This window comes from Sphingomonas bacterium, from assembly GCF_028292945.1.
Taxonomy (GTDB): domain Bacteria; phylum Pseudomonadota; class Alphaproteobacteria; order Sphingomonadales; family Sphingomonadaceae; genus Sphingomonas.
Genome location: NZ_JAQGLJ010000025.1, coordinates 11903 through 37495, shown reverse-complemented (window position 1 = coordinate 37495; position 25593 = coordinate 11903). Strand labels below are relative to the sequence as shown.

The window sequence follows — 25593 nt, the reverse complement described above, 5'->3', positions numbered from 1 at the left end:
CCTCTCCCGCAAAGGCGGGAGAGGGTTTGTCAGCGCCGCTTGCCCTGGTGCCGGATGTTTGCAGGCCTGCCTCTTCGTTTCAGCACTCGCGCCGGTCCGCGCGCTTCGGGCTTCGCCCCCTTCCCCTCCGGCAGCTCGAAGCGCAGCCCCCCCGACACCGGGTTGGCATCCGCCAGTCGCAGTCGCAGCCGTTGGCCGAGGCTGAACTGGTCGCCGCTATGCTCGCCGGTCAGCGTCCGCGCGGCCTCGTCAAAGCGATAATATTCCCCGCCCAGATCGCGGACCGGCATCAGCCCGTCGCCGCCGACACCCTCCACGGTGGCGAAGAAGCCGAAATTGGTGACGCCGGTGATCCGCGCATCGACCTCCTGCCCCACCCGCTCGGCCAGGAACGCCGCGACATAGCGGTCGACCGTATCCCGCTCCGCCTCCATCGCGCGGCGTTCGAGCATGGAGATACTCTCGCCCAGCCGCTCGAAATCCTCGTTGCCGCCCAGGCCACCGGCGCCGAGCGCATAGGCGCTCGCAAGCGCGCGATGGACCAGCAGGTCGGCATAGCGGCGGATCGGGGAGGTGAAATGGCCGTAGCTGCCCAGCGCCAGTCCGAAATGCCCCTGATTGGCCGGCGCATAGTAAGCCTGCGTCTGCGTGCGCAGCACCTGTTCCATCACCTGCGGCCGGTGATCCGCGTCCCCGACCCGCTCCAGCAAGTGGTTGAACGTTGCCGGGCGGATCACCTGACCCAGCGCGAACGGCACGCCGAACGTCTCCAGATAATCCTTCAACGCCACCAGCTTCTCGCGCGTCGGCGGCTCGTGGACACGGTACATGACCGGCGCCTTCTTTGCTTCCAGCGCCTTGGCGGCGGCGACGTTGGCGGCGATCATGTAATCCTCGATCAATCGCATCGAATCGAGCCGTTCGCGCGGCGCGACCGACAGGATGCGGCCCTTTTCGTCGAGCACAACGCGGCGCTCCGGCAGGTCGAGTTCTAGCGGGTTGCGGGCCTCGCGCGCGGCGAGGAGCGCGCGCCAGCACGCCCATAGGTTGGTGAGGATTGGAGCCAATTCCCCCTCCCGCTTGCGGGAGGGGCTAGGGGTGGGGCTGTCCACGAGCGATGCGGTCTGGTCGACAGTCCCAGCCCCAGCCCCTCCCGCAAGGGGGAAGGGAGCCGAAGCATCATGAATTGCCTGCGCATCCTCATACGCGACATTCGCAACCAGCCGCACGATCGCCCGAGTGAAACGCCACGACTTCAGCGCGCCCGACGCCGTCACCTGCAGGTGGCAAGCCAGCGCCGCACGGTCCTCACCCTCCTTGAGCGAGCAGACATCGGCCGACAGCACCTCCGGCAGCATCGGCACGACGCGGTCGGGGAAGTAGACGCTGTTGCCCCGCCTGCGCGCCTCGCGGTCCAGTTCCGAGCCCGGCCGGACGTAGAAGCTGACGTCGGCGATGGCGACGATCGCGCGCCAGCCGCCCGCATTGGCCGGGTCGTCGTCGGCCTCTGCCCATACCGCGTCGTCATGGTCGCGCGCATCGGCCGGGTCGATCGCGATGATCGGCAGGTGGCGCAGGTCCTCGCGACCTTCGCCAAGCGGCTGCTTCGCAACCCGCTCCGCCTCCTCCAGCGCTTCGGGCGAGAACCCGTCGGGGATGCCGAGCTTGTGGATCGCGATCAGTGAAAACGACCGCGGCGCGAATGGATCGCCGAGCCGCTGCACGACGCGCGCGGTGATGCGCGGCGGCCGCCCTGCCTTCTCCGCGAGCACTAGGTCGCCGGGTTCGGCGTCGCCCGGGTCGGACACGAGCACCTCGCGGCGCTCCTTCTTGTCGACGGCGGTGAGCCACAGCCGCTCCCCCTCGCGCCGCAACACGCCCAGCATCTGTTCGGACGCGGGCGCGAGCGTCTTCATCGGGTGCGCGATCCAGCCTGAGCCCGCCTCTTCGGTACGGGCGAGGATGCGCTCGCCAACGCCCAGCGCGCCGCGCTTGCGTTCGCGCACGCGCAGGCGCGGCGGCGGCGTCTCCGCCTCCCATCGCTCGGGGACTGCCCAGACGTTGCCGCCGTCGTCGACATCCGCGACGCGCAGCACCGTTACTTTGGGCACGCCGCCCATCTGGTGGAACGCCCGACCCGGCGAGGCGTCGATCAGACCCTCGTCCGCCATGTCGTGGAGCAGCGCCTTGAGCGCAATCTTGTCCTGCGCGTGCAACCCGAACGCCCGCGCGATCTCGCGCTTGCCGGCCGGGACATCCGAGGTGGCGATGAAATCGAGGATCTGTTGGCGCGTGGGCAGGCCAGCCTTCTTTATCGGCATGGGGGAGAGATAGGGTCCCTCCCCCCAAACGCGAAAGTCTTTTTACCTGTCCGTTCTCACCGGCCGAGCAGGTTGATCACTTCGCGGATCAGGCGGGTCTGCGGATCGACGGCGTACACCTGATTGTCCCGGTAAACGTAGCGATAGTCCGCATTGTACGGCACCCGCGACCGATAACGCTCAGGGATCGCGTCATAGCGGGTCCACGACGAATAGCCGACCGGCACGCGCGACCCTGGGTTCCAATATGACTTGCTAGCCTGACCTGGCGGCAAGCAGCCATTGCGCTTCTTCGCCAATCCGGGCGGGCAGCCGCGATAGCTGGCATGGCCGCGATGCCCGTCATGCCCGCGGGCGTATTCCTTGCCATGCTTCTTGCCATGGCCCTTGTCCTTGGCCGAGCCCATTGCGGGAACCGACAGCAGGAGCGTGGCGGTGGAAAGTGCCGCGATCACCTTACGCATACTGGTCTCCTTGGAAAGATGACGCGTCCGAAACGACTGTCCGCTCGCGCAGGTTCCCTCCTCGCCAGCCCGGGTACGCGCGGCTAGATGTCGGGCCATGAGCTACGACCTTCTCATCGTCGGCGGCGGCATCAACGGCTGTGCGATCGCGCGCGAGGCCGCGTTGAACGGACTGCGCGTGCTGCTGGTCGAGCGAGACGATCTGGCGAGCCATACCTCGTCCGCGTCGACCGGGCTGATCCATGGCGGCCTGCGCTATCTGGAGCAATACGACTTTCGCCTCGTCGCGGAGGCGCTGCGCGAGCGCGAACGCCTCCTCAAGGCCGCGCCGCACCTGATCCGGCCGATGCTCTTCGTCCTGCCGCACGAACACGCGGTTCGACCCTGGTGGATGGTGCGTGCGGGACTAGCCCTTTACGATCTGCTCGCCGGGCGCATGTCGCTGCCCCGCTCGCGCGGGCTGCGACCGTCGGACGCCGCTTTTGCCGCCCCGCTGAAGGGCGGCAGGCGCGGCTTCGTCTATTCGGACGCGCAGGTCGACGACGCGCGGTTGACGCTCGCGAATGCACTCGATGCGTCCGCCAACGGTGCCGAGATCGCGACGCGCACCGCCCTGGAGAGCGCGCGGCGCGAGGACGCAGTGTGGCGCGCGACACTGTCGGACGGACGCGAGGTCAGCGCGCGCGCGCTGGTCAACGCCGCCGGACCCTGGGTGGGCAAGGCGCTGGGCAAACTCGGCATCAACGCGGCGGGTCATGTACGGCTGGTGAAGGGCAGCCACATCGTCGTGCCGCGCCTGTACGAAGGCGATCACGCCTACATGCTGCAACAGCCCGACCGGCGGATCGTCTTCGCCATTCCCTATCAGGGCATGACCGAGATCGGCACCACCGACGTGCCGGTGGAGCGGCCGGAGGACGCGGTGATCGACGCCGGCGAGATCGCTTATCTATGCGACGCCGCAAACCGACATTTCACCCGCCAAATCGCGCCTGCGGACGTGGTCGCGACCTGGTCGGGCGTGCGACCGCTCTACGACGACGGCGCCAGCGAGGCGCAGGTGGTGAGCCGCGACTATGTGCTGGAGCTGGACGCAAGCGGCCCGCCGCTGCTGAGCGTGTTCGGGGGCAAGATCACCACCGCACGCCATCTGGCAGAGGAGGCGATCGCGAAGCTCGCCCCGGCGCTGGGCTTCGAGGCGCGGCGAATGACGCGCGACCGGGCGTTCCCCGGCGGCGATACCGGCCCCTTCGAGCCTTTCGTCGAGAAGATCGAGGCACGTTGGCCCTTTCTCGGCAGGGACCGGGCCGCACGCATGGCGCGCGCCTATGGCAGCAGCGTGCCGGAGATGCTGGCCCAGGTGCCCGATCAGGCGGGCATGGGCCGGACGTTTGGCGCCGGACTGACCGAACTAGAGGCGCGGTGGATGCACGATCGCGAATGGGCGCGAGCGGCCGAAGATGCGCTGCGACGGCGGTCGAAGCTGGGCATGGCAATGTCCACGGCGGAGCGTGCGGCGTTCGAGCAGTGGTGGAACGCGACCTTCCCCGGCGCCTGAAGGCGTGTCAGCGCGGGGAAGGAGCCACCACCTCGATCAGCACGTCGCCGGCCTTCAGGCTCTGCGCGGCGGGATCTTCCAGCAGGAGGCACCGGTCGTCGCGATAGATCCGCAGCACCTGCCCGGTGCGGATTTCGCCCGGCGAGCGGCCGACCTCTGCGGGCGTCACCGTCCGCTCATGCAGATCGGCGTCACCGCCGCGCGTGACGAGCTCCGCGACATAATCGGCTAGATGCGGTCCGACCGTGGAGCCGGCGAGCAACTGGCCGCCAAAGGAGATCGGATTGACGATCACGTCGGCGCCAGCGTCGCGCGCGATAACCTCGTTTTCCCGCTCGGCGATCGCGCAGGATACACGGACCTCCGGTGCCAGCCGGCGGATCGTCAGCATCACCAGCACGGCCGTGTCGTCGCGGCCGGCGGTGACGATCGCTGTCGATGCGGTGCGAATTCCGGCCGTCTCAAGCACCGCATTGTGGGTCGCGTCACCTTGGACCGTGGCGGCGCCCAGCGCCTCCACCTCGCGCAGCCGCGCCGGATCGCAGTCCACGACGACGATGGCATCCGGCAGCGTGCCCCGCGCGAGCAGCTCGTCGACCGCCGCCTCGCCGGTCGCGCCATAGCCGCAGACGATCGTGTGATCCTTCAACGCCCGCCGGACATACCCCATGCGCCACCGCTCCCATCCCTGCCGCAGCATGAAGCTGTAGGCGGATCCCAGAAAAATCAGAAAAACGAAGATGCGGATCGGCGTCACCACAAAGGTGTCGAACATCCGCGCCGTGTCGGTCACCGGCACGATGTCGCCATAGCCGACCGTCGTCACCGTGATGGTGGTGAAATAGACGACGTCGAGGAAGGAAACGTGTCCGTCCGAGTTGTCACGCAGGCCGCCCCGGTCCAACCAGTGTCCACCGAGCGCGATGCCGACCAGCAGCAGTACGCCCAGAACGCGCAGCAGCAATGTCGCCTTGACGCCAAGGCGGCCACGGCGAAAGAACCGCGGCTCGTCGCCGCCGGGGCGGTAGGGCCGCCCGTCGGGCATCCTAGTAGGACCGGCCGATCAGGATGCGCTCGACGGCGGTGTCGCCGGTGAAGATGCACGGCGCGTCGGGCTGCCCGGTCTGGCCACGCGGCGCGTTGCGGATCGTGAGTTTCAGTGCCTTCAGCTGCTCCACCACAGCGTCCAGCGCGGCACCCGTCGGCCTGCACCACGCGACATCGACCCAGCCGGGGTTCTTCTGATCGGCGGCGAAGCTCGCCTCCACCGCCGGCCAATCGCTCAACGGCACGATGTTGGCGCGCACATTCTCGATCGATTGATCGTGCAGCGATGCCTGGATCGCTTCCAGCAGCGCGCCCGCGCCCTCGATCAGCTCGGCTTGCGGCATCACGCGGCTGTCGAGCTTGCCGTCAGCCCGGTACAGCTCGTCACGACGGATCACCGAGACGTTGCCGCCCGCCACGTCGCGGCCGCCGACCTCGACGATCACCGGCGCGCCCTTCTTGACCCAGCCCCACCGCTTCGTCGCCGCCTTGGCGGGCTTGAGATCGAGCAGCACGCGGACCGGCTCACCCAGCGCGCTCTGTCTGGCAAGTTCGCCCTGCAACCCCCTGCAATAGCTGATGATCGCTTCGTCGTCGGGGCCGTCGCGCAGCATCGGCACGATCACCACCTGCCACGGCGCGATCGCGGGCGGACAGCGCAGGCCGTCGTCGTCGCCATGCACCATGATGACTGCACCGATCATCCTCGTCGACACACCCCAGCTGGTCGTGTTCACCAGTTCCACCTGACCTTCAGCGTTTTGGAACCGTATGTTCTGAGCGGATGCGAAGTTCGTGCCGAGGAAATGCGACGTGCCCGCCTGCAGCGCCTTGCCGTCACCCATCATGGCCTCGATCGAATAGGTCGCCACCGCGCCTGGGAAGCGTTCATTCTCCGGCTTCTCACCGGCGATCACGTGCAGCCCCAGGCAATCCTCCGCAAAGCAGCGGTACACCTCCAGCATCCGCAGCGTATGCTCGCGTGCCTCATCGGCCGAGACATGCGCGGTATGCCCCTCCTGCCACAGGAATTCCGAGGTGCGCAGGAACATGCGCGTGCGCATCTCCCACCGCACGACATTGGCCCATTGGTTGATCAGCACCGGCAGGTCGCGCCACGACTGCACCCAGCGAGCGAATGCGGCGCCGATCACCGTCTCGGACGTAGGCCGCACGACCAGCGGTTCCTCGAGCTTCGCACTCGGGTCCGGAACCAGGCCGCCCTTGCCGTCCGCGATCAGCCGGTGGTGCGTGACGACCGCCATTTCCTTTGCAAAACCATCGACATGCTCCGCTTCCTTCTCAAAGTAACTGAGCGGGATGAAGAGCGGAAAATAACAGTTTTCATGCCCCGTCGCCTTGATCCGGTCGTCGAGCAGCCGCTGGATGCGCTCCCAGATGCCATAGCCCCAGGGCCGAATGACCATGCACCCGCGCACCCCGGACTCTTCGGCCAGATCGGCCTCTGTGATGACCGACTGATACCAGGCGGCGAAATCCTGTTCGCGGGTGACGGGGAGCGCGTGTTTCATAAGGACCGGTTAGCCGCTTCGCCCCGCTCGCGTCACCTGTGAACTTGTTTAAGGGTCCATGCGCGTCCATCAGCCTTCGGCACGCGGGCGTCTCGCGTGGATGCCGGGACGACTTCACAAGCGCATGAACGACGACCGCCTCTTCTCCGCCATAGCGCTGCGTCTCCTCGCCGTGGCGCTGTTCGCGGGCATGACGGTGTGCGTCAAACTCGCCGAACAGGGCGGCGCGTCCTTAGGCGAGATCCTGTTCTATCGTCAGTCGGGCGCGGCGCTGCTGGTGACGGGCGTGATCGCCGCCGGGCCGGGAGTTGCAAGTCTGCGCAGCCGGCGCATGGGCGCGCACCTCCTGCGCGCGGTGGTTGGGCTGATCACGATGGGGTTCGGCTTTTCCGCGGTGCTGGCGCTGCCGCTCGCCGAGGTGACGACGATCGGCTTTTCCATGCCGATCTTCGCCACTGTGCTGGGCGCGCTGATCCTCAAGGAGCCGACCGGCTGGCGGCGCTGGGTCGCCGTGCTGACCGGGTTTGCCGGCGTGGTGATCGTCGCGCAGCCTGGCGCCAACGCCATCCCGCTGGGCGGCGCGACGCTAGGCGTCCTCGCGGCGGCGGGCACCGCCTGCGTCTCGATCATGCTGCGGCAGATCGGGCGGACCGAAAGCGCGCTGACCACGGTATTCTGGTTTTCCACGCTGTCGCTGCTGCCGCTGGGGATCATCTACGCGGCAAGCGCGCAGGGGCACGAGCCCCACGTCTGGCTGATGCTCGGTGCGATCGGGCTGCTCGGCGGCGCGGCGCAGCTGGCGATGACCGCCAGTCTGGCGCGCGGGCCGGTGTCGGTGGTGGTGCCGATGGACTATACGTCCCTGATCTGGGCGACCTTGTTCGGTTGGCTCGTGTTCGGCACCCTGCCCGTCCCGGCAACCTGGATCGGCGCGCCCATCATTGTCGGCAGCGGGCTGTTCATCGTCTGGCGCGAGCATGTCCGCCGCCGGGATGCCACGACGCGGGCGATCGCAGAAGGGATCGGCTGATTGGCACGATGTTGATCGTCAGGCGCTTGGAAACCCGGTGGACGCGGCTGGGTGCGAGGTTGATCCCGCGCTCGGCGAGGCAGCGACGTAATTCAGGCCGGAAATCGATGTTGAGGCCGTAAAGTCGTCTGGGTCGCATGCTCTGCACGCCGCGTGTGACCATATCGCAAATGACTACGGTCATGCCGGGATAATCATAAAGAAAAGGCGGTGTCACCGTTGTGCCGTCTGCCAGGACCGCAAGTCCCGGTTTGCCGTAGCCGGTCAGGAGCCGGTCTAGCGTCCGGTCGTAGCCGAGCATTGCCAAACCCTCTTGCAGTTCGGTCGCCAACGCGGCTGTCCCGGCGCTTACCCGCAGCCCCGCCACACTCGCTGGTGAATCCAGCCGGACGGTTTGCCGGCTCCAACCGCCGTTCACGCCATAGGGGGACCAGACCGTGTTCAGGAACACCCACAAGGCCGCCAGCGCCGCGACGCCTATGACGCAAGCGGACCCTGCCCAGTTTGCAAGTACGCCGCGCCGCGCGACCGTGAGCGCCAACACGGCGGTGGCGGTGAACAATGGACCTGCGTTCAACCCGGAGCGCGCGAGGATGCCGGTGTTCGTGCCCAGAAATGGCAGGGCGCAGGCTAGTCCGAGCAGTACCACCACCCCCCATGACCGCCCTTCTCGCTGCCATGCGCGACGCCCCTCGCATATGGCATCAAACGCCATCAGCGCCGCGAAGAAAGCCGCCGCGATGTAGAAGCCATAGGTGGTGCCGTACAGATTTACGTTCGTTTCAAATGGTGACGGACCGGGGTCGGTGGCGGCCAGCACGGCGCGCTGATCGATCACCGCAGCCGCAAGGACGAAGGCGACGAACGCCACCGCCGCCCACGAACTCGACAACCCCAGCCGGGCCGCCAGCAAAACCGCCACAGCGCCTGCGAGACCAGCGACTGCCATCAGCGCGATCAACAGGAGATCGCGAGGTACAAACGCGCTCGGGCGGTGGGACGCGCTCGCCAGGCTTGTCCCGAACGTGATCATGTCGGTGATGGCTAAGCTCCTCGCCTGCAGCACCGCGACGGCCGCCATCGTAGCCAGCAGCGTTGCGACCACCAGCACGACGCGTGTCGCCGGCGGTCCGGGTCGCAGCGCCGCATAAGCCATAAGAATGACGACATAGGCCGGAACGGCGGTGAACCGCCCCAAGGCAATCAGCGACAGGCTGACTCCTAGCAGCACGGACAGGATCAACGGCCAGCCGCGGCTCGGCGCACGCGCTAGGTCGTTGAGCAGCAACCCCATGAACAGGTTGCCGAACACGAGCCCGGTCGTTCCATAGTTCATCGTCGGGCGGATGACAGAGAAATAACCCAGCGCGCCGACCAGCGTGGCAAGGTGAACGAACACCGCTTCGCGCCGGTTCAAATCCAGGCTGCGGACCGCGCCTGCAGCCACGAACGCGGCACTCGCCGTGGTCAACACCAGCGGCAGCACACGGTAGAAGGTGACCGAGCCGCCGAACGCCCCCCAAAGTCGATAATCGACGAACTGCATCACCACGTCTGGATGGTGGAGCAGGTATATGTAAGCCGACTCGTCTCCCAACTCGAGCCCGCGGTTCAGCGACAGCAGAATGCAGGTCAGGGCCACAAATGCGCAGACTGCGAGCGCGACAAACGTCGCGCGCGTCACGGCGTGTTCCCCCATTTACCTATCCCCGGCCCAACGCGACCGTCTAGCAGCGGCCCCTTAGAGGCGCTAGGCATGGCCATGGGCCTCCTTCTGCCACTCGCTGAAACCCTGCTGACGGCCGCCGCACCTGCCCCTGACGGCCACTTCGATGGGCTCTGGCAGGCCGGATGGCGATGGCGCGTGGCGGAGGGCCTGGCGACCGAGGGTCGGCGCGAAGTTCGACATCCGCGCCTGCCACGATACGCTGCTCAGTCTCGGCTGGGTGCCCTTGCCGGTGCTGGAGACACGGATCAACAGGTTCATCACCGATCGCGGCAAAGGGCCGTACCCGGCTGAAACATAGGGGAAGTTCATGCGGATGATGATCGGGCTCGCGACGCTGCTGCTCGCGACTGGAGCGGCGGCGCAGGACGTCAAGCAGCGCGCCGTCGCCGGCGTCGAGGCGCGCGCGAAGCTGGCGCAGGAGATCAACGACAGCCTGTTCTCGTTCGCGGAACTCGGCTTCCAGGAGGTCGAGACCGCACGCTACCTGACCGCGCTGCTGGAACGCGAGGGCTTCACCGTCGAGCGCGGGGTCGCCGGCCTGCCGACCGGCTGGACGGCGCGCTGGACCAACAAGGTGGGGACCAACCAGACCGGCGGTCCGACGATCGCGCTCGGCAGCGATATCGACGGCATTCCCAAGGCATCGCAGATGCCCGGCGTGCCCTATCGCAAGCCGATGGTCGAAGGCGGCCCCGGTCACGGCGAAGGGCACAACAGCGGTCAGGCGGTCAACGTCATCGCGGCGCTTGCGGTCAAGGATCAGATGACGCGCGCGGGGATCGCCGGCACGCTCCTGCTCTGGCCCGGCGTCGCCGAGGAACTTGTCGCGGGCAAGGCGTTCATGGTCCGCGACGGCGTCTTCCGAAGCGTCGACGCGGTGCTGTTCACCCATGTCGGCGACAATCTGGGCACCAGCTGGGGGCGGCCGTCTGGCACCGGGCTAGTCTCGGTCGAATACCGCTTTAAGGGCGAGAGCGCGCATTCGGCAGGTGCCCCCTGGCGCGGCAAGTCCGCACTCGACGCGGTCGAGCTGATGAACACCGGCTGGAACATGCAGCGCGAGCATCTGCGCACCGAACAACGCTCGCATTACGTCATTACCGACGGCGGCGATCAGCCCAATGTCGTGCCGTCGGAGGCGGCGGTCTGGTATTATTTCCGCGAGCAGGATTTCAAGCGGATCGCCGACAACTTCGCGCTCGGCAATCGCATGGCAGAAGGGGCTGCGGCGATGACCGGCACCACCGTCACGCGCCGCATCCTCGGCACCGCCGCGCCGCGTCACTTCAATCGGCCGATGGCGCAGGCCGCCTACGCCAACATTCGTGCGATCGGTCTCCCGAAATGGACGCCGGACGAACAGGCCTTCGCCAAGCTCGTCCAGAAGAATGTCGGGTCCGAGAAACGCGAGGGGCTCGCGGTCAAGCTGTCGGAGCTCACCCCGCCGCTGGATGAACCCAAGAGCGGCGGTTCGGACGATATCGGTGATGTCAGCTGGGTCGTGCCGACAATCACGATCAGCTATCCCTCGAATATCCCCGAGCTGCCCGGTCACAATTGGTCCAACGCGATCGCGATGGCGACGCCGATCGCGCACAAGGGCGTGCTCGCCGGCGCGAAGGTGGTGGCGATGACGGCGCTGGACCTGCTCACCAAACCGGAGCTGCGCGCGGCGGCGAAGGCTTACTTCACCGACGTGCAGACCAAGGATCAGGAATACCTGCCGATGATCGCCGCGACCGACAAGCCGGCGATCGAGATCAACGCCGAGATCATGGCACGGCACAAACCGGCGCTGGCGCGTTTCTATTACGACCCGGCGAAGCATGGCAGCTATCTGGAGCAGCTGGGCGTTAAGTGGCCGATGCTGGAGGAAGCTCCCGCTGCCGCAAAATAGGAGAAACAAGCATGGCCGTGAACGTGATCTACAAGACCAGCGCCACCGCGACCGGCGGGCGTGACGGATCGGCACGCTCTGACGACGGCTCGGTCGACGTGAAGCTGGTCGTGCCCAAGGAGATGGGCGGCCCCGGCGGCGACGGCGCCAACCCGGAAAAGCTCTTCGCGGCCGGCTATGCCGCCTGCTTCCTGGGCGCGATGAAGGCGGTATCGGGCAAGGTCGGCGTCAAGGTGCCCGCCGACGCGACGGTGACCGCGCAGGTCGGCTTCGGTCCTCGCGAGGAGGGCGGCTATGGCGTGACGGCTGACCTGACCGCGACCCTACCGGGCATCGACAAGGCAGATGCCGAACGCCTGATGGCGGCGGCGCACGAGGTGTGTCCGTATTCCAACGCCACGCGCGGCAATCTGGATGTGGGGCTGAGCGTGGGGTGATCTCCTCCTTCCTCTCCCTTCAGGGGAGAGGGACAGCCGCGAAGCGGCAGGGTGAGGGGCTGTCACTCACCGGCGGCGATCCACAACCCCTCACCCGCCTTCACTGCGCTCAGGCACCCTCTCCCCTCAAGGGAGAGGGGGAGCCGAAGCGCTTCAATACGAACCACACCAGCAACCCGACCGGACCCGCTAAGAAAGTCGCCAGCAGCACCGGCGCCTGCGCCCAGCGCCGCACACCGCGCCGGTCGGCGTCCGCCGCAATCCAGCAGCCGACGAACAGGTCGAACGCCAGATAGTGCGTCCAGCCGACGACGATCGCGCCGTCGCTGGCGAACTGCGCGCGCAAGCCGCGAACGGAATATTCGAACGCTCCGATCGGTCCGTCACGGCCTGGATCGACGAGCCCCGCGAGTAGCAATCCGAACAGCAGCACGTAGATCGCGCACAGAAAGCCGACGACCGCATAGCGCACCACCGGAAGCCAGCGGCGTGGCCCCAACAGCAGCACCGCCCAGCCGAGCAGCGCGGCCATGTTGGTCAGTCCAAACAGCTGATCCCACATCGCGCCGCCCCCCGATCTCGTTCGCCCCGAGCGTAGTCGAGGGGCTGGCGCGCGTCATGTACCTCGACTTCGCTCGGTACGAACGAAGTCGGGAACTACTCCGCCGCCTCCGCCACAAGCACCGGCTCCTTCCACACCAGCACCGGCTTGCGCGCCGCACCCGTCTCATCGAGCCGCGATCGGGGTGCGAAGTGGGGGGCGGACTTCAACCCCGCATCGCCCGCCTTTGCCCGCTCCGCGACGCTGCGCAGCGCGCCGATGAACTGGTCCAGCGCGGCCTTGGACTCCGTTTCGGTCGGCTCCACCAGCATCGCTCCATGGACGACGAGCGGAAAATACACCGTCATCGGGTGATAGCCCTCGTCGATAAGTCCCTTGGCAATGTCGATGGTCGAGAAACCTTCGGGCAGCCCGTCGTCGGAGAACAGCGCCTCGTGCATGCAGGGGCCGGCATGGCCGAACGGCGCGTCGAGCACGTCCTCCAGCGACCGCAGCACGTAATTGGCATTGAGCACCGCGTCCTCCGCGACCTGCCGCAACCCGTCTGCCCCGTGGCTGAGAATGTAGGTCAGCGCGCGCGTGAACATGCCCATCTGGCCGTGGAACGCGGTCATGCGGCCAAAGCTGTCGGGATGGCGATCGGCGAACGTCTCTTCCTCGACCAGCGTGATGTGGCCGTCCGCATGGCGCTCCGTGAACGGCAGCGGGCCGAACGGCGACAGCGCTTCGGAGAACACCACGGGCCCGGAACCCGGCCCACCGCCGCCATGGGGCGTGGAGAAGGTCTTGTGCAGGTTGATGTGCATCGCATCGATGCCGAGATCGCCCGGCCGCACGCGCCCGACGATCGCGTTGAAGTTCGCGCCGTCGCAATAGACATAGCCGCCGGCCGCGTGGACCGCGTCGCTGATCTTCTTCATGTCGCGCTCGAACAGCCCGCAGGTGTTCGGGTTGGTGATCATCACCCCCGCGACATCCGGCCCGAGCCGCCGCTCCAGCGCCTCCGTATCGACGCGGCCGTCCTTCGTGGCGGGAATGTCCTCGACGGTGAAGCCTGCAAAGGCGGCGGTGGCCGGGTTGGTGCCGTGCGCGGATTCGGGCACCAGGATGACCTTGCGATGTCCCTCGCCGCGCTTTTTCAGCGCTGCCTTGATCGCCAGGATGCCGCACAGCTCGCCATGCGCGCCCGCTTTGGGGCTCATCGCCACGCCGTGCATGCCGGTCAGGTCGATCAGCCAGAAGGCCAGCTCGTTGATCACGCCCAGCGCACCCTGCACCGTCTCCACCGGCTGTAACGGATGCACGTCGGCAAAGCCCGGCAGCCGCGCGATCCGCTCGTTCAGCCGCGGATTGTGCTTCATCGTGCACGAGCCGAGCGGAAACAGCCCCAGGTCGATGGCGTAGTTCTGGCGGCTGAGCCGCGTGTAGTGACGCACCGTTTCCGGCTCTGACAGGCCGGGGAGGCCGATCGGGTTCTTGCGGGTGAGGCCACCCAGCCGATCATGCGCCACGTCGCCGGCCGCGAAGTCGACCCCGGTCGTGCGATCGGTACCGATCTCGAAGATCAGCCGCTCTTCCAGCATCAGCGCCTTGTTGCCGGTGTGGGTGGGGGTGCCCTGCCCGCCGGCGTTGGGACGCTCCGGGCGCCAGCCGCTCTGGTTGATGCTCACGCCAACACCTCCTCAAGCGCCGTTGCCAGCGTCTCCACATCCTCCGGTGTCGTCGTCTCCGTCACCGCGACGACCAGCCCGTTCGCGAGCGGAGCCTCGCCTGGGTACAACCGCCCCAGCGACACGCCCGCGAGCACTCCTCGATCAGCGAGCGTCCGCACGATCGGCCTCGCTTCCCTCCCGAGATCGAGCGTGAACTCGTTGAAGAACGTCTCGTTGATCAGCCGCACTCCCGGCACCTGCGCCAGCCGATCCGCCGCACGGCAGGCGCCGGCATGGTTGATGCCCGCCAGCCGCCGCAGCCCCGCCTCGCCCAGCAAGGTCATGTGGATGGAGAAAGCCAGCGCGCAAAGCCCTGAATTCGTACAGATATTCGATGTCGCCTTCTCGCGGCGGATATGCTGCTCGCGCGTCGAGAGCGTCAGCACGAAGCCGCGCCGCCCCTCCGCGTCGGTTGTCTGCCCGCACAGCCGCCCCGGCATCTGGCGGACGTATTTCTCCTTGCACCCGAACAGCCCGACATAGGGCCCGCCGAACTGCAGACCGACGCCGATCGACTGGCCCTCGCCGACGACGATGTCGGCGCCCATCTCGCCGGGCGACTTCAGCGCCCCCATCGCCACGGGTTCGGTCACCACGGCGATCAGCAGCGCCTTTCTCGCATGGCACGCATCGGCGAGCGGCTGGAGGTCGGCAAATCGGCCCAGGATATCGGGGTACTGGACGACGACGCAGCTGGTGTCGTCGTCGATCGCCGCCAGCAGCCGGTCGTGATCGGTCTCAGCGATCAGCGACGGTGTGGCGGTGTCGAGCACGTCGCCCGTGTATTTCGCCATCGTCTTCGCGACCTGGACATAATGCGGGTGCAGCCCGCTGGAGATCACCGCACGCCCACGCCGCGTGATCCGCCGCGCCATGCCGATCGCCTCCCAGCACGCGGTAGAGCCGTCGTACATCGACGCGTTCGCCACGTCGGTGCCGAGCAGACGCGCGACCTGCGTCTGGAACTCGAACAGCATCTGCAGCGTGCCCTGCGCGATCTCGGGCTGGTACGGCGTGTAGGCGGTCAGGAATTCGCCGCGCTGGATCAGGTGATCGACACTGGCGGGGACGTGATGACGATATGCGCCGCAGCCGAGGAAGAACGGCACCTCGCCCGCGACGGTGTTCTGCCTCGCGAGTGCGGTCATGTGGCGTTCGACGGAGAGTTCACTGGCATGCAGCGGCAGGCCATGAATCGGCCCTTTGAGCCGCGCCGCCTCGGGCACGTCGGCGAACAGCTCGTCGATCGAATGGACGCCGATGGTGGCGAGCATGTCCTCGCGGTCGTGGCTGGTCAGGGGTAGGTAGCGCATTCGGTGCTCCTCCCCTCCCGCAAGCGGGAGGGGTCGGGGGGACGACTTGTCGAGAGCGGCGGGGGCGTAACAGGCCCTCCCCTAGCCCCTCCCGCGAGCGGCAGGGGAGCTTAGAGCTTCGCGACGAATGCCTCGTAGGCGGCTTCGTTCATCAACTCGTCCAGCTCGTCGGGATCGGACAACGTGATGCGGAAGAACCAGCCGTCACCCTCCGCATCCGCGTTGACCAGTTCGGGCGTGTCGACCAGCGCCGCGTTGCCCTCCAGCACCGTGCCTGACGCAGGCGCATAGACATCGGACGCAGCCTTGACCGACTCCACCGTCGCGGCCTCGTCGCCCTTGGTCAGCTCGCGGCCCTCCAGCGGCGTGTCGACGAACACCACATCGCCCAGCTGGCTCTGCGCATAGTCGGAGATGCCGACGGTGCCGATGTCGCCGTCGACATCGATCCATTCGTGATCCTCGGTGAAGTAACGGCTCATTTCATGCCTCCTGTACGGACGTAGCGGTGGGGAACGAAGGGCATCGCGGTCACCGTCGCGTGGTGGACCTTGCCGCGCTGGGCGAGGGTGACGCGCGTGCCGGGCACCGCCATCGCGAGCGGAACGTACGCCATTGCGATCGGCGCCCCCAGCGTCGGCGCAAAACCGCCGCTGGTGACGCGGCCAACATCGGAGCCGTCGGCATCGACCACCGCCGCGCCCTCGCGCACCGGCTGGCGACCCTCGACCAGCAGGCCGACGCGCTTGGCGACCGGACCCTGTTCTCGCTCCAGCAGAATGCGTTCCGCGCCCGCGAAATCCGCCGCCTCGCGTCTGCGCTTCGACAGTGCAAAACCCAGGTCGGCCATCACCGGCGTCGTGTCGGCATCCAGATCGTGCCCATAGAGCGGCAATCCGGCCTCGAGCCGCAGCGAATCGCGCGCGCCCAGGCCGATCGGCTTGACCTCGGGCTCAGCGCACAGTGCGTCGGCAAAGGCGGCGGCATGTTCGGCCGGCAGCGAGATCTCGAATCCATCCTCGCCGGTATAGCCCGATCGCGAAATCCACAGCGCCGCGCCGTTCCAGCTGAACGCACCCGCCGTCATGAACACCAGCGCCTCGACGCCCGGAACCAGCCGCGCCAGCGCATCGACCGCCTTCGGCCCCTGCACGGCAAGCAGTGCCTGATCGTCGGCGAGGTTCATGGTCACCGCGTCGGGCAGCGCGTCGAGCAGATAGCCGATGTCATCATATTTGGTCGCGCCGTTGACGACCATGTACAATCCCCCGTTCGTGTCGAGCGCGGTCGAGACACCATGTCCCTCGACTTCGCTCGGGACGAACGGATTGGGAGCGGGCAGCCGCGTGATCATCAGGTCGTCGAGGATGCCGCCGCCCTCGCCCAGCAGCAGTGAATAGCGCATCCGCCCGGCCGTCAGCCCCGTCACATCGCCGGGCAGCACCGCCTCCAACGCGGCGTCGGCGCCCTCGCCCGTGAAGACCAGCTGGCCCATATGGCTGACGTCGAACAGCCCCGCATGGTCGCGGCACCACAGATGCTCGGCCATGACGCCCTCATATTGGACGGGCATGTGATAGCCGGCGAAGACGACCATGCGGCCACCTCGCGCACGATGCCAGCTATCCAGCGGAAGTAGCTGAGTCTCGGGTTCGTCGCCCTCGTGCTCCGGATCGTTGCCGAAGTGGCGGCCGCGCGCCTGGGTGTCGTCGGTGGGGCCGTCATGTACCGCTTCGCTCATTGCCACGCTCCAAAGGGCGGCCGACGGCGAAGTTCCGCTGTCGACCGGAAACCCCCTCTGTCACGGAACCTGAGAGCTTTCCCCCGAAACCGGATCCGGGGTTACACCTTCGGTGGCCACTCTCGCGAGCAGCGCTTTCCAGAGTGTCGCCGGCCCCGCGCGGTCCCTTGTGCCTGAGAGATTCCGGGGCGGTTGCTCCTTCGGCGGCTCCCGGCCCTGAAAGGGTGGAGCACTCTCCCGCGCGAAGCCCATGCCGGTTGCCCGGCATCGACGTGCCGGCTCTTGGCGACGGGGAGGAGGCGAGTCAATCGCTCAATCCTCCCCGGGACCGGGAGGGGGAGCGCCGCGCTTGCGCGGTGGTGGAGGGGGCGGGCCGCAGGCGGGTTCGCTCGTGGAGAGCCCCCTCCGTCAGCGCGTGCCGCGCTGCCAACTCCCCGTAAACGGGGAGGATTGAAGGTCAGCCTACCTCTTCGGCCAGCACCGTCAGCCCCTTGGCCGACACCTCCGCGAACCCACCCCGGATCGCCACCGCGTCGGGCTGTGCACCTTGCGTGCGGAACACCAGCAGCTCGCCGTCGCGGATCGTCGACATGACGGGTGCATGCCCCTCCAGCACGCCGAAGTCGCCCTCGGCGCCCGGCACGGTGACCATGTACACCTCTTCCGAGCGGACCAGCTTCTCGGGGGTGACGAGTTCGAAGTGGAGCATCTGTGCTTCTCCCCCCTCCCGTTTGCGGGAGGGGTCGGGGGTGGGCCTGTCGGGCCGCCTGACGGGAGCGGGACATCCCCACCCCCAGCCCCTCCCGCAAACGGGAGGGGAACTTGCTTACGCCTCCTGCGCCATCTTCTCGGCCTTGGCGACAGCCTCGTCGATGCCGCCGACCATGTAGAAGGCGCTCTCGGGGAGGTGATCGTACTCGCCGTTCACCACCGCCTTGAACGAGCGAACCGTGTCCTCCAGCTGCACGAACTTGCCCGAGATGCCGGTGAAGACCTCGGCCACATGGAAGGGCTGCGACAGGAACTTCTGGATTTTCCGGGCACGTTGCACCGTCAGCTTGTCCTCCTCGGACAGCTCGTCCATCCCCAGGATGGCGATGATGTCCTGCAGCGACTTGTAGCGCTGCAACGTCTGCTGCACCGCGCGCGCCGTCTCGTAATGCTCCTGGCCGACCGTGCGCGGCTCCAGCACGCGCGACGTGGAGTCGAGCGGATCGACGGCGGGATAGATGCCCAGCTCAGAGATCGCGCGGCTCAGCGTCGTCGTCGCGTCCAGATGGGCGAACGACGTCGCCGGCGCCGGGTCGGTGAGATCGTCGGCGGGCACGTAGATTGCCTGCACGGAGGTGATCGAGCCCTTGTTGGTCGACGTGATCCGCTCCTGCAGCTGGCCCATGTCGGTCGACAGCGTCGGCTGATAACCCACCGCCGACGGGATGCGGCCGAGCAGCGCCGACACTTCGGCGCCCGCCTGCGTGAAGCGGAAGATGTTGTCGACGAAGAACAGCACGTCCTGGCCTTCGGTATCGCGGAAATACTCCGCGATCGTCAGGCCCGACAGCGCCACGCGCGCACGCGCGCCGGGCGGCTCGTTCATCTGGCCGAAGACCAGCGCCACCTTCGAACCCTCGGGCGTCGCGTTGCCGTCAGCATCCTTGGCGATGACACCCGCGTCGAGGAACTCGTGGTACAGGTCGTTGCCCTCACGCGTCCGCTCGCCGACGCCGGCGAACACCGACACGCCGCCGTGACCCTTGGCGATATTGTTGATCAGCTCCTGGATCAGCACCGTCTTGCCGACGCCCGCGCCGCCGAACAGGCCAATCTTCCCGCCCCTCGCATAGGGTGCGAGCAGGTCGATGACCTTGATGCCGGTGACCAGGATCGCGCTCTCGGTCGACTGATCGATGAAGGCGGGCGCCTGCGCATGGATCGGCGCGCGCAGCGTCGTGTTGACGGGGCCGCGCTCGTCGATCGGCTCGCCGACGACGTTGAGGATGCGACCCAGCGTCATCGGCCCGACCGGCACGGTGATCTGCGAGCCGGTGTCGCGCACCGTCTGGCCACGCGTCAGCCCTTCGGTCGCGTCCATCGCGATGCACCGCACGGTGCTCTCGCCCAGATGCTGCGCGACTTCGAGCACCAGCTTGTTGCCATTGTTGTCGGTCTCGAGCGCCGACAGGATCGCCGGTAGCTGCTGGTCGAAATGCACGTCCACCACCGCGCCGATCACCTGCGCGATGCGGCCCGTGTTGTTGCTGCTGCCCGTGGTCTGGGTCGGGCGGATATCGTCGGCGAGGGTTGCCATGTGTCTGCTTCCTGCTTCGTATGTCTTAGAGCGCTTCCGCGCCCGAGATGATTTCGACGAGTTCGGTCGTGATCGCGGCCTGACGGGTGCGGTTGTACTGGATGCTCAGGCGCTTGATCATGTCGCCGGCGTTCCGGGTGGCGTTGTCCATCGCGTTCATCTGCGCGCCGAAGAAGCTGGCCTGGTTCTCCTGCATCGCGCGGAACAGCTGGATCGCCAGGTTGCGCGGCAGCAGGTCGGCGAGGATCTGCTCCTCGTCGGGCTCATACTCGACCGAGGCCTCGGCGGCGTTGGTCGGCACGACGCCGGTAGTGTCGATCGCCACGGGGATGATCTGCCGACCGACCGGCTCCTGCACCAATGCGGAGACGAACTTGGCATAAAACAGGTGCGCGACGTCGAACTCGCCCGCCTCATAACGGCGCACCAGATCGTCGGCGATCACGCGCGCGTCGACGAAACCGGGGTTCTTGATGCCGGACTGGTCAGCGTCATGCAAAATCTGGCTGGGATAGAAGCGGCGCAGCACGCGGCCCTTCTTGCCGGCGAGGTAGAACTTCACCGTCTTGCCCTGGGCGGTCAGCTCCTCCGCCTTGCGGCGTGCGGCGCGGACGATGTTGGTGTTGAACGCGCCCGCCAGGCCGCGCTCCGATGTCGCGACCACCAGCAGATGCACCTGATCACGCCCGGTGCCCGCGAGCAGCCGCGGCGACGACTCGCTCACCGTCACCTTGGACGCGAGGCTCGCCATCACCCCCTCCAGCCGCTCGGCATAGGGGCGCCCCTGCGTCGCCGCGTCCTGCGCACGGCGCAGCTTCGCGGCGGCGACCATCTTCATCGCCTTGGTGATCTTCTGCGTCGACTTCACCGAGCCGATGCGGATCTTGAGGGCCTTCAGGGATGCCATTCAATTGTCCGTTCGTTCCGAGCGAAGTCGAGGAACCTGTGTCTCGACTACGCTCGACACGAACGGGGAGGGTTAATCCCCTCCCCGTCCAGTCACTTACGCAAACGTCTTCGCGAACGCGTCGAGAGCGCCCTTGAGCTTGCCGCGGGCCTCGTCGCCGAGATCGCGCGTATCGCGGATCATGCCCAGCGTGTCGGCGTGGTTCGCGCGCAAGTCGCTCAGCATCGCGGCCTCGTAGCGGGTCACGTCCTGCACCGCGACCTTGTCCAGATAGCCCTGCGTGCCCGCGAAGATCGACGCGGTCTGCTCCTCGAAGGGCAGCGGGTTGAACTGCGGCTGCTTCAACAACTCGGTCAGGCGAGCGCCGCGCGCCAGCAGGCGCTGGGTCGAGGCGTCCAGATCACTCCCGAACTGCGCGAACGCCGCCATCTCGCGATACTGCGCCAGCTCCAGCTTGATCGACCCGGACACCTTCTTCATCGCCTTGGTCTGCGCGGCCGAACCGACGCGGCTCACCGACAGGCCGACGTTGATCGCCGGACGGATGCCCGCGAAGAACAGGTCGGTCTCCAGGAAGATCTGGCCGTCGGTGATCGAGATGACGTTGGTCGGGATGTACGCCGACACGTCACCGGCCTGCGTCTCGATGATCGGCAGCGCGGTCAGCGAGCCGCCGCCGTTCGCGTCCGACATCTTCGCTGCGCGCTCCAGCAGGCGGCTGTGAAGATAGAACACGTCGCCCGGATACGCCTCACGGCCCGGCGGACGGCGCAGCAGCAGCGACATCTGGCGATACGCCACTGCCTGCTTCGACAGATCGTCGAACACGATCAGCGCGTGCATGCCGTTGTCGCGGAAATACTCGCCCATCGCGGTGCCGGTGTAGGGCGCCAGGAACTGCAGCGGCGCCGGCTCCGAAGCCGTCGCGGCGACGACGATGGAATATTCCATCGCGCCATTCTCTTCGAGCGTCTTGACCAGCTGCGCCACCGTCGAGCGCTTCTGCCCGACCGCGACATAGACGCAGTACAGCTTCTTCGACTCGTCGGTGCCGGCATTCGCCGCCTTCTGGTTGATGAAGGTATCGAGCGCGATCGCCGACTTGCCGGTCTGACGGTCGCCGATGATCAGCTCGCGCTGGCCGCGGCCGACCGGCACCAGCGCGTCGATCGCCTTCAGGCCCGACTGCATCGGCTCGCTCACCGACTGGCGCGGGATGATGACCGGCGCCTTGACCTCGACGCGGCTGCGCTGGTCGCTGACGATCGGGCCCTTGCCGTCGATCGGATTGCCCAGGCCGTCGACCACGCGGCCGAGCAGCCCCTTGCCGACCGGCACGTCGACGATGGTGCCGGTGCGCTTGACGGTGTCGCCCTCGCGGATTTCCGCGTCGGAGCCGAAGATCACGACGCCGACATTGTCGGCCTCAAGGTTCAGCGCCATGCCCTGCACGCCATTGGCGAACTCGACCATCTCGCCCGCCTGGACATTGTCGAGGCCATAGATGCGCGCGATGCCGTCGCCGACGCTCAGCACCTGGCCGGTCTCGGAGACCTGAGCCTCCGTGCCGAAATTGGCGATCTGGTCCTTGATGACCTTGGATATTTCCGCGGCGCGGATGTCCATCACTTAGCCTTTCATCGCGCTGGAGAGCGCATTCAGTCGAGTACGGATTGAAGAATCGATCATCTGCGAGCCGATGCGCACCACCAGCCCGCCGAGCAGGTCGGCATCGACCGACAGGTCGACCGACACCTCGCGGCCGAGCCGCTGACGCAGCTGCTGCTTTAGCTCGACGACCTGATCGTCGGAGAGCGGATGCGCGCTGGTCACCTCGGCGGTCACCTCGCCCCGGTGGCGCGCGGCGAGCAGCCGGAAGGCGCGGATGATCGCAGGCAGCTGGCCCAGCCGGCGGTTCTCCGCCAGCACGCCCAAAAAGCTCTTGGTGGTCGCGTCGACGCCCAAACTGTCGGCGGTCGCCAGCACCGCCTTGGTCGCAGGCCCGCGCTGCACGATCGGGCTGTTCGTCAGCGCGCGAAAATCGTCCGACTGGTCGAGCGCGTCGCGGACGGAGGCGAGGCTAGCCTCGACCTGCCCGATCGTCTTCGCCTGCGAAGCCAGTTCGAACAGCGCGAGCGCGTAGCGGCCGCCCAGGCTCGCCTGCACTCCGCCGCCACCAATATTACCGCTGGAAGCCTCCACGCGATTGTCGTCCCTGTCGTCAGCGGGTTGGTTCACGCGGCAAAGAATGGCGCAAAAGCACCTGCCCCGTGAGATGCCGGCCGGTTAGCAAAGGGCACCGCCCGATGCAAGCCGGGGCGGCGGATAGAAGCGGTGCGCCCCGCGTTGCAGCGGGAGGAGAACCGTTCATGCCGCTTACCAACGATGCCGATATCACGGCGCTGCTCGAATCGGCCCGCACCATCGCGCTGGTCGGCGCGTCCGACCGGCCGGACCGGCCCTCCTATCGCGTCATGGCGACGCTGCAGCGGCACGGCTACCGCGTGATCCCGGTCAACCCGCAGATCACCGGCGAACATATTCACGGCGAGTTCGTGTTCCGCGATCTGGCGCAGCTGGGCGATCCGATCGACATCGTCGATATCTTCCGTCGCTCGGACGCGGCCGGCGAGGCGGTGGATCAGGCGATCGCGATCGGCGCCAAGGCCGTGTGGATGCAGCTTGGCGTGATCAACGAGCCCGCCGCCGCACGCGCCGAGGCGGCGGGGCTGAAGGTGGTGATGGACCGCTGCCCGGCGATCGAAATTCCGCGGCTGGGAGTCGCGCCAATCAGCTGACGGGGTCGCCTAGAAAGAGCCGCAAACGAGGCGCAGGTTGCGCCGATGATCCTCCTCGCCCTCCTGCTCCAGGCCGCGCCGCCAATAACGGCCGCCCCAGTCACCAGGATGGGCGCGGCGCCACCCGAGCGGTTCTCGATCCTGGCGCAGCCCTGCGCGCCCATCGAGCGCGACGGCAAGGAAGTGGTGGTGTGCGGCAAGGACCTGTCCACCTCGCAGCGCCTGCCGCTGCCCGACGAGGTGGTGCCCGACCGGCCGGTGCCGTCGAACCCGTACAAGACCGGCACGGGCGCGCTGGTCGCGGAACGCTCGCCCTGCGCGACGCTGCAGGGCGGCTGTCAGGTCGGTTTCGGCCCGCCGATCGGCCAGATGCTCGGCGCGGCGATCACCGGCGTCGGCAATGCATTGAAGGACCGGAGGGAGGCACGCGCCAAGAAGCACGATGGCGACAAGCGGGTCGCGATCGATCTGGCAGCGGCCGCGCCGGCGGGACGGCTGGAACGTTGAGGAAGCAGGATGAACTGAGCTTCGCTCGTTGACGATTTCACCTCTCCCCGGCGGACGCCGCGGCCCAGTCCGCTGCGCGGGGTATGGCTCGGTTCATCAGCGCAGAGGAGATTGGTTCCGCTGCTCACCATCAGGCGCAGGTCTGACTACCGGCCGTCGACTGGGCCCCGGCTTTTGCCGGGGAGGGGCTGGGGCGCTGGTCTTGCTCCCTGCTCCGCCCGCCTGCTCCCCACTCCCTACTCCCTAACTTAAAATCGGCATCCACAGCGGCTGCCCTGCCAGACTCGCACTGCCGCGCAGTCGCTCCAGCGCCGCCGCCACGCACCGCTCCGGCCCTTCATGCGTCACGATCGCCACCAGCACCGTGCCATCCGCATGGGCTTCCCGCTGGATCAGCGATGCAATGGACACCCCCGCGTCGCGCATCGCCGCTGCGATCTCCGCCAGCACACCGACGCGATCTGCCACCGCGAACCGCAGATACGCGCGCGCCCTGCGTTCGCCGCTATCGACGGCACGCGCCTCGACCAGCGCCGCCGCCGGCATCGCGAAGGGCGGCCCCCATTCGCCGCGCGCGATGTCGATCAGATCGGCCACCACCGCGCTCGCGGTCGGACCGTCGCCGGCCCCCGGTCCCTGAAACAGCAGCCGGCCGACGAAATTGCCCTCCACGACCACCGCATTGGTCGATCCGGTGACATGCGCGAGCGGATGGTCGAGCGGTACCAGATGCGGGTGCACACGCTGGAACAGACCGTTTGCCGTCTCCTCCGCCACGCCGATCAGCCGCACACGATGGCCGAGCGCCGCGGCTTCCGCAATGTCGGCCGCCAGCACCGCGCGGATGCCGCTCGCCTCGACCGCGCCGAATGCCGGCTGCGTACCGAACGCGAGGCTGGCGAGGATCGACAGCTTGTGCGCGGCATCCACCCCGTCGATGTCGAAGCTCGGATCGGCTTCCGCGAAGCCTTTCGCCTGCGCCTCCGCCAGCACGTCGGCAAAGTCGCGGCCCGTGCTCTCCATCGTCGACAGGATGAAATTGCAGGTGCCGTTGAGGACTCCATAGACGCGGGAGAGCGCGTTCGCCGCGGCGCCTTCGCGGATGCCCTTCACGACCGGCACGCCGCCCGCCACCGCCGCCTCGAATTTCAGCGCCGCGCCCGCCGCCTCCGCCGCCTGCGCCAGCTCCAGCCCATGATGCGCGAGCATCGCCTTGTTGGCGGTGACCAGCCCCTTGCCCGCTGCTAGTGCCGCCCGCGCGAGCGTCAGCGCCGGGCCGTCCGCGCCGCCGATCAGCTCGACCACCACATCGGCGTCGTGGCTTGCAAGCGCGGCGGTATCGTCGACCCAGGCGAAGCGATCGAGGTCGAAGCCGCGATCCTTGGAACGGTCCCGCGCCGACACCGCCACCACCTCGATCGCGCGCCCCGCCCGCCTCGCGATGAGCTCGGCATTGGCGTCGAGTAGCCGCACCACGCCGCCGCCAACGGTGCCCAGGCCTGCCAAAGCGATCCGCAAAGGTTTGGTCATCTGCTGTTCCTCATCCGGATCGCGTAAGTGGCCGGCCACGGCAGAGCAACCCAAACTCCGTCACCCCGGCCTTGAGCCCGGGTCCAGCGCGGAGCGCCGACAACGCTGCTGATCGGGAGGTGTCGCTCGGCACCGCATTGGATGCCCGCTCAAGGCCGGGGTGACGGAGTGTTGTGCGGCGCCAGCAGAATGCGCCATGC

General features: G+C 67.5%; 23 protein-coding genes and 1 riboswitch. Of the genes, 6 read left to right on the top strand and 17 right to left on the bottom strand.

Features of this window, described 5'->3' with window-relative positions:
* Positions 1-29: 29 nt before the first annotated feature.
* Together JWN21_RS03410 and JWN21_RS03405 are read right to left on the bottom strand one after the other, a co-directional pair.
* Entirely contained in the window at positions 30-2321 is a 2292-nt protein-coding gene (locus JWN21_RS03410) for an RNB domain-containing ribonuclease (RefSeq protein ID WP_299646240.1), read from the bottom strand.
* A gap of 56 nt (positions 2322-2377) precedes the next feature.
* On the bottom strand, positions 2378-2785 hold the full coding sequence (locus JWN21_RS03405) for a hypothetical protein (RefSeq protein ID WP_299646238.1): 408 nt from the start codon (positions 2783-2785) through the stop codon (positions 2378-2380).
* 97 nt (positions 2786-2882) lie between these two features.
* Here JWN21_RS03405 and glpD point away from each other — a divergent pair, with 97 nt between their 5' ends.
* Positions 2883-4343 carry a glycerol-3-phosphate dehydrogenase gene (gene glpD / locus JWN21_RS03400; RefSeq protein WP_299646236.1) on the top strand — a complete coding sequence of 487 codons (1461 nt, stop codon included), beginning with the start codon at positions 2883-2885 and terminating at the stop codon, positions 4341-4343.
* Positions 4344-4350: 7 nt separating this feature from the next.
* Here the strand turns inward: glpD and JWN21_RS03395 are convergent, their stop codons facing one another.
* Positions 4351-5388 carry a TrkA family potassium uptake protein gene (locus tag JWN21_RS03395; RefSeq protein WP_299646234.1) on the bottom strand — a complete coding sequence of 346 codons (1038 nt, stop codon included), beginning with the start codon at positions 5386-5388 and terminating at the stop codon, positions 4351-4353.
* A gap of 1 nt (position 5389) precedes the next feature.
* Positions 5390-6922: an aminoacyl--tRNA ligase-related protein gene (locus tag JWN21_RS03390; protein WP_299646232.1), complete on the bottom strand. Its 1533-nt coding sequence runs from the start codon at positions 6920-6922 to the stop codon at positions 5390-5392.
* Positions 6923-7046: 124 nt separating this feature from the next.
* On the opposite strand from JWN21_RS03390, the gene JWN21_RS03385 reads away from it, so the two are divergent.
* Positions 7047-7952 carry a DMT family transporter gene (locus JWN21_RS03385; RefSeq protein WP_299646230.1) on the top strand — a complete coding sequence of 302 codons (906 nt, stop codon included), beginning with the start codon at positions 7047-7049 and terminating at the stop codon, positions 7950-7952.
* Here JWN21_RS03385 and JWN21_RS03380 read toward each other — a convergent pair.
* Together JWN21_RS03380 and JWN21_RS03375 are read right to left on the bottom strand one after the other, a co-directional pair.
* A complete protein-coding gene (locus JWN21_RS03380) occupies positions 7882-9636 on the bottom strand; it encodes a hypothetical protein (protein WP_299646227.1) in 1755 nt (584 codons plus the stop codon). The two genes, JWN21_RS03385 and JWN21_RS03380, sit on opposite strands and share 71 nt — an antisense overlap.
* Before the next feature lie 66 nt (positions 9637-9702).
* Positions 9703-9939, bottom strand: coding sequence for a hypothetical protein (locus tag JWN21_RS03375; RefSeq protein ID WP_299646225.1), 237 nt, complete (start codon positions 9937-9939; stop codon positions 9703-9705).
* 49 nt (positions 9940-9988) lie between these two features.
* Here JWN21_RS03375 and JWN21_RS03370 point away from each other — a divergent pair, with 49 nt between their 5' ends.
* Together JWN21_RS03370 and JWN21_RS03365 are read left to right on the top strand one after the other, a co-directional pair.
* Positions 9989-11578, top strand: a complete 1590-nt coding sequence (locus JWN21_RS03370; RefSeq protein ID WP_299646223.1) for an amidohydrolase — start codon at positions 9989-9991, stop codon at positions 11576-11578.
* Positions 11579-11589: 11 nt separating this feature from the next.
* Complete coding sequence (locus tag JWN21_RS03365; RefSeq protein ID WP_299646221.1) at positions 11590-12015, top strand: organic hydroperoxide resistance protein; 426 nt, start codon at positions 11590-11592, stop codon at positions 12013-12015.
* 109 nt (positions 12016-12124) lie between these two features.
* Here the strand turns inward: JWN21_RS03365 and JWN21_RS03360 are convergent, their stop codons facing one another.
* The 10 genes from JWN21_RS03360 to JWN21_RS03315 all read right to left on the bottom strand — a co-directional run bounded on the left by JWN21_RS03360 (position 12125) and on the right by JWN21_RS03315 (position 22739).
* A complete protein-coding gene (locus JWN21_RS03360) occupies positions 12125-12577 on the bottom strand; it encodes an ABA4-like family protein (RefSeq protein WP_299646219.1) in 453 nt (150 codons plus the stop codon).
* A 95-nt stretch (positions 12578-12672) separates the two neighbouring features.
* Positions 12673-14247, bottom strand: coding sequence for an aminomethyl-transferring glycine dehydrogenase subunit GcvPB (gcvPB, locus tag JWN21_RS03355; protein ID WP_299646217.1), 1575 nt, complete (start codon positions 14245-14247; stop codon positions 12673-12675).
* Positions 14244-15602, bottom strand: a complete 1359-nt coding sequence (gcvPA, locus tag JWN21_RS03350) for an aminomethyl-transferring glycine dehydrogenase subunit GcvPA (RefSeq protein WP_299646215.1) — start codon at positions 15600-15602, stop codon at positions 14244-14246. Before gcvPA ends, gcvPB begins: the two co-directional genes overlap by 4 nt.
* 110 nt (positions 15603-15712) lie before the next feature.
* The gene (gene gcvH, locus JWN21_RS03345) at positions 15713-16084 is read right to left on the bottom strand and encodes a glycine cleavage system protein GcvH (protein WP_299646213.1); all 372 of its coding nucleotides are present in this window, start codon (positions 16082-16084) and stop codon (positions 15713-15715) included.
* On the bottom strand, positions 16081-17343 hold the full coding sequence (gcvT, locus tag JWN21_RS03340) for a glycine cleavage system aminomethyltransferase GcvT (protein WP_299646211.1): 1263 nt from the start codon (positions 17341-17343) through the stop codon (positions 16081-16083). The genes gcvH and gcvT overlap by 4 nt, the downstream gene beginning before the upstream one ends.
* Before the next feature lie 150 nt (positions 17344-17493).
* A riboswitch (glycine riboswitch) is annotated at positions 17494-17593 on the bottom strand.
* A 207-nt stretch (positions 17594-17800) separates the two neighbouring features.
* Positions 17801-18052, bottom strand: a complete 252-nt coding sequence (locus JWN21_RS03335) for an ATP synthase F1 subunit epsilon (RefSeq protein ID WP_299646209.1) — start codon at positions 18050-18052, stop codon at positions 17801-17803.
* A gap of 117 nt (positions 18053-18169) precedes the next feature.
* A complete protein-coding gene (atpD, locus tag JWN21_RS03330) occupies positions 18170-19651 on the bottom strand; it encodes a F0F1 ATP synthase subunit beta (protein WP_299646207.1) in 1482 nt (493 codons plus the stop codon).
* A 25-nt stretch (positions 19652-19676) separates the two neighbouring features.
* Positions 19677-20558, bottom strand: coding sequence for a F0F1 ATP synthase subunit gamma (locus JWN21_RS03325; RefSeq protein WP_299646205.1), 882 nt, complete (start codon positions 20556-20558; stop codon positions 19677-19679).
* A 96-nt stretch (positions 20559-20654) separates the two neighbouring features.
* Positions 20655-22184, bottom strand: a complete 1530-nt coding sequence (gene atpA, locus JWN21_RS03320; RefSeq protein ID WP_299646202.1) for a F0F1 ATP synthase subunit alpha — start codon at positions 22182-22184, stop codon at positions 20655-20657.
* 3 nt (positions 22185-22187) lie between these two features.
* The gene (locus JWN21_RS03315) at positions 22188-22739 is read right to left on the bottom strand and encodes a F0F1 ATP synthase subunit delta (protein WP_299646242.1); all 552 of its coding nucleotides are present in this window, start codon (positions 22737-22739) and stop codon (positions 22188-22190) included.
* Positions 22740-22927: 188 nt separating this feature from the next.
* On the opposite strand from JWN21_RS03315, the gene JWN21_RS03310 reads away from it, so the two are divergent.
* Together JWN21_RS03310 and JWN21_RS03305 are read left to right on the top strand one after the other, a co-directional pair.
* Entirely contained in the window at positions 22928-23356 is a 429-nt protein-coding gene (locus tag JWN21_RS03310; protein ID WP_299646200.1) for a CoA-binding protein, read from the top strand.
* Positions 23357-23401: 45 nt separating this feature from the next.
* On the top strand, positions 23402-23863 hold the full coding sequence (locus JWN21_RS03305) for a hypothetical protein (RefSeq protein WP_299646198.1): 462 nt from the start codon (positions 23402-23404) through the stop codon (positions 23861-23863).
* A gap of 243 nt (positions 23864-24106) precedes the next feature.
* Here JWN21_RS03305 and JWN21_RS03300 read toward each other — a convergent pair whose 3' ends face one another.
* Entirely contained in the window at positions 24107-25393 is a 1287-nt protein-coding gene (locus tag JWN21_RS03300; RefSeq protein WP_299646196.1) for a homoserine dehydrogenase, read from the bottom strand.
* Positions 25394-25593 lie beyond the last annotated feature (200 nt).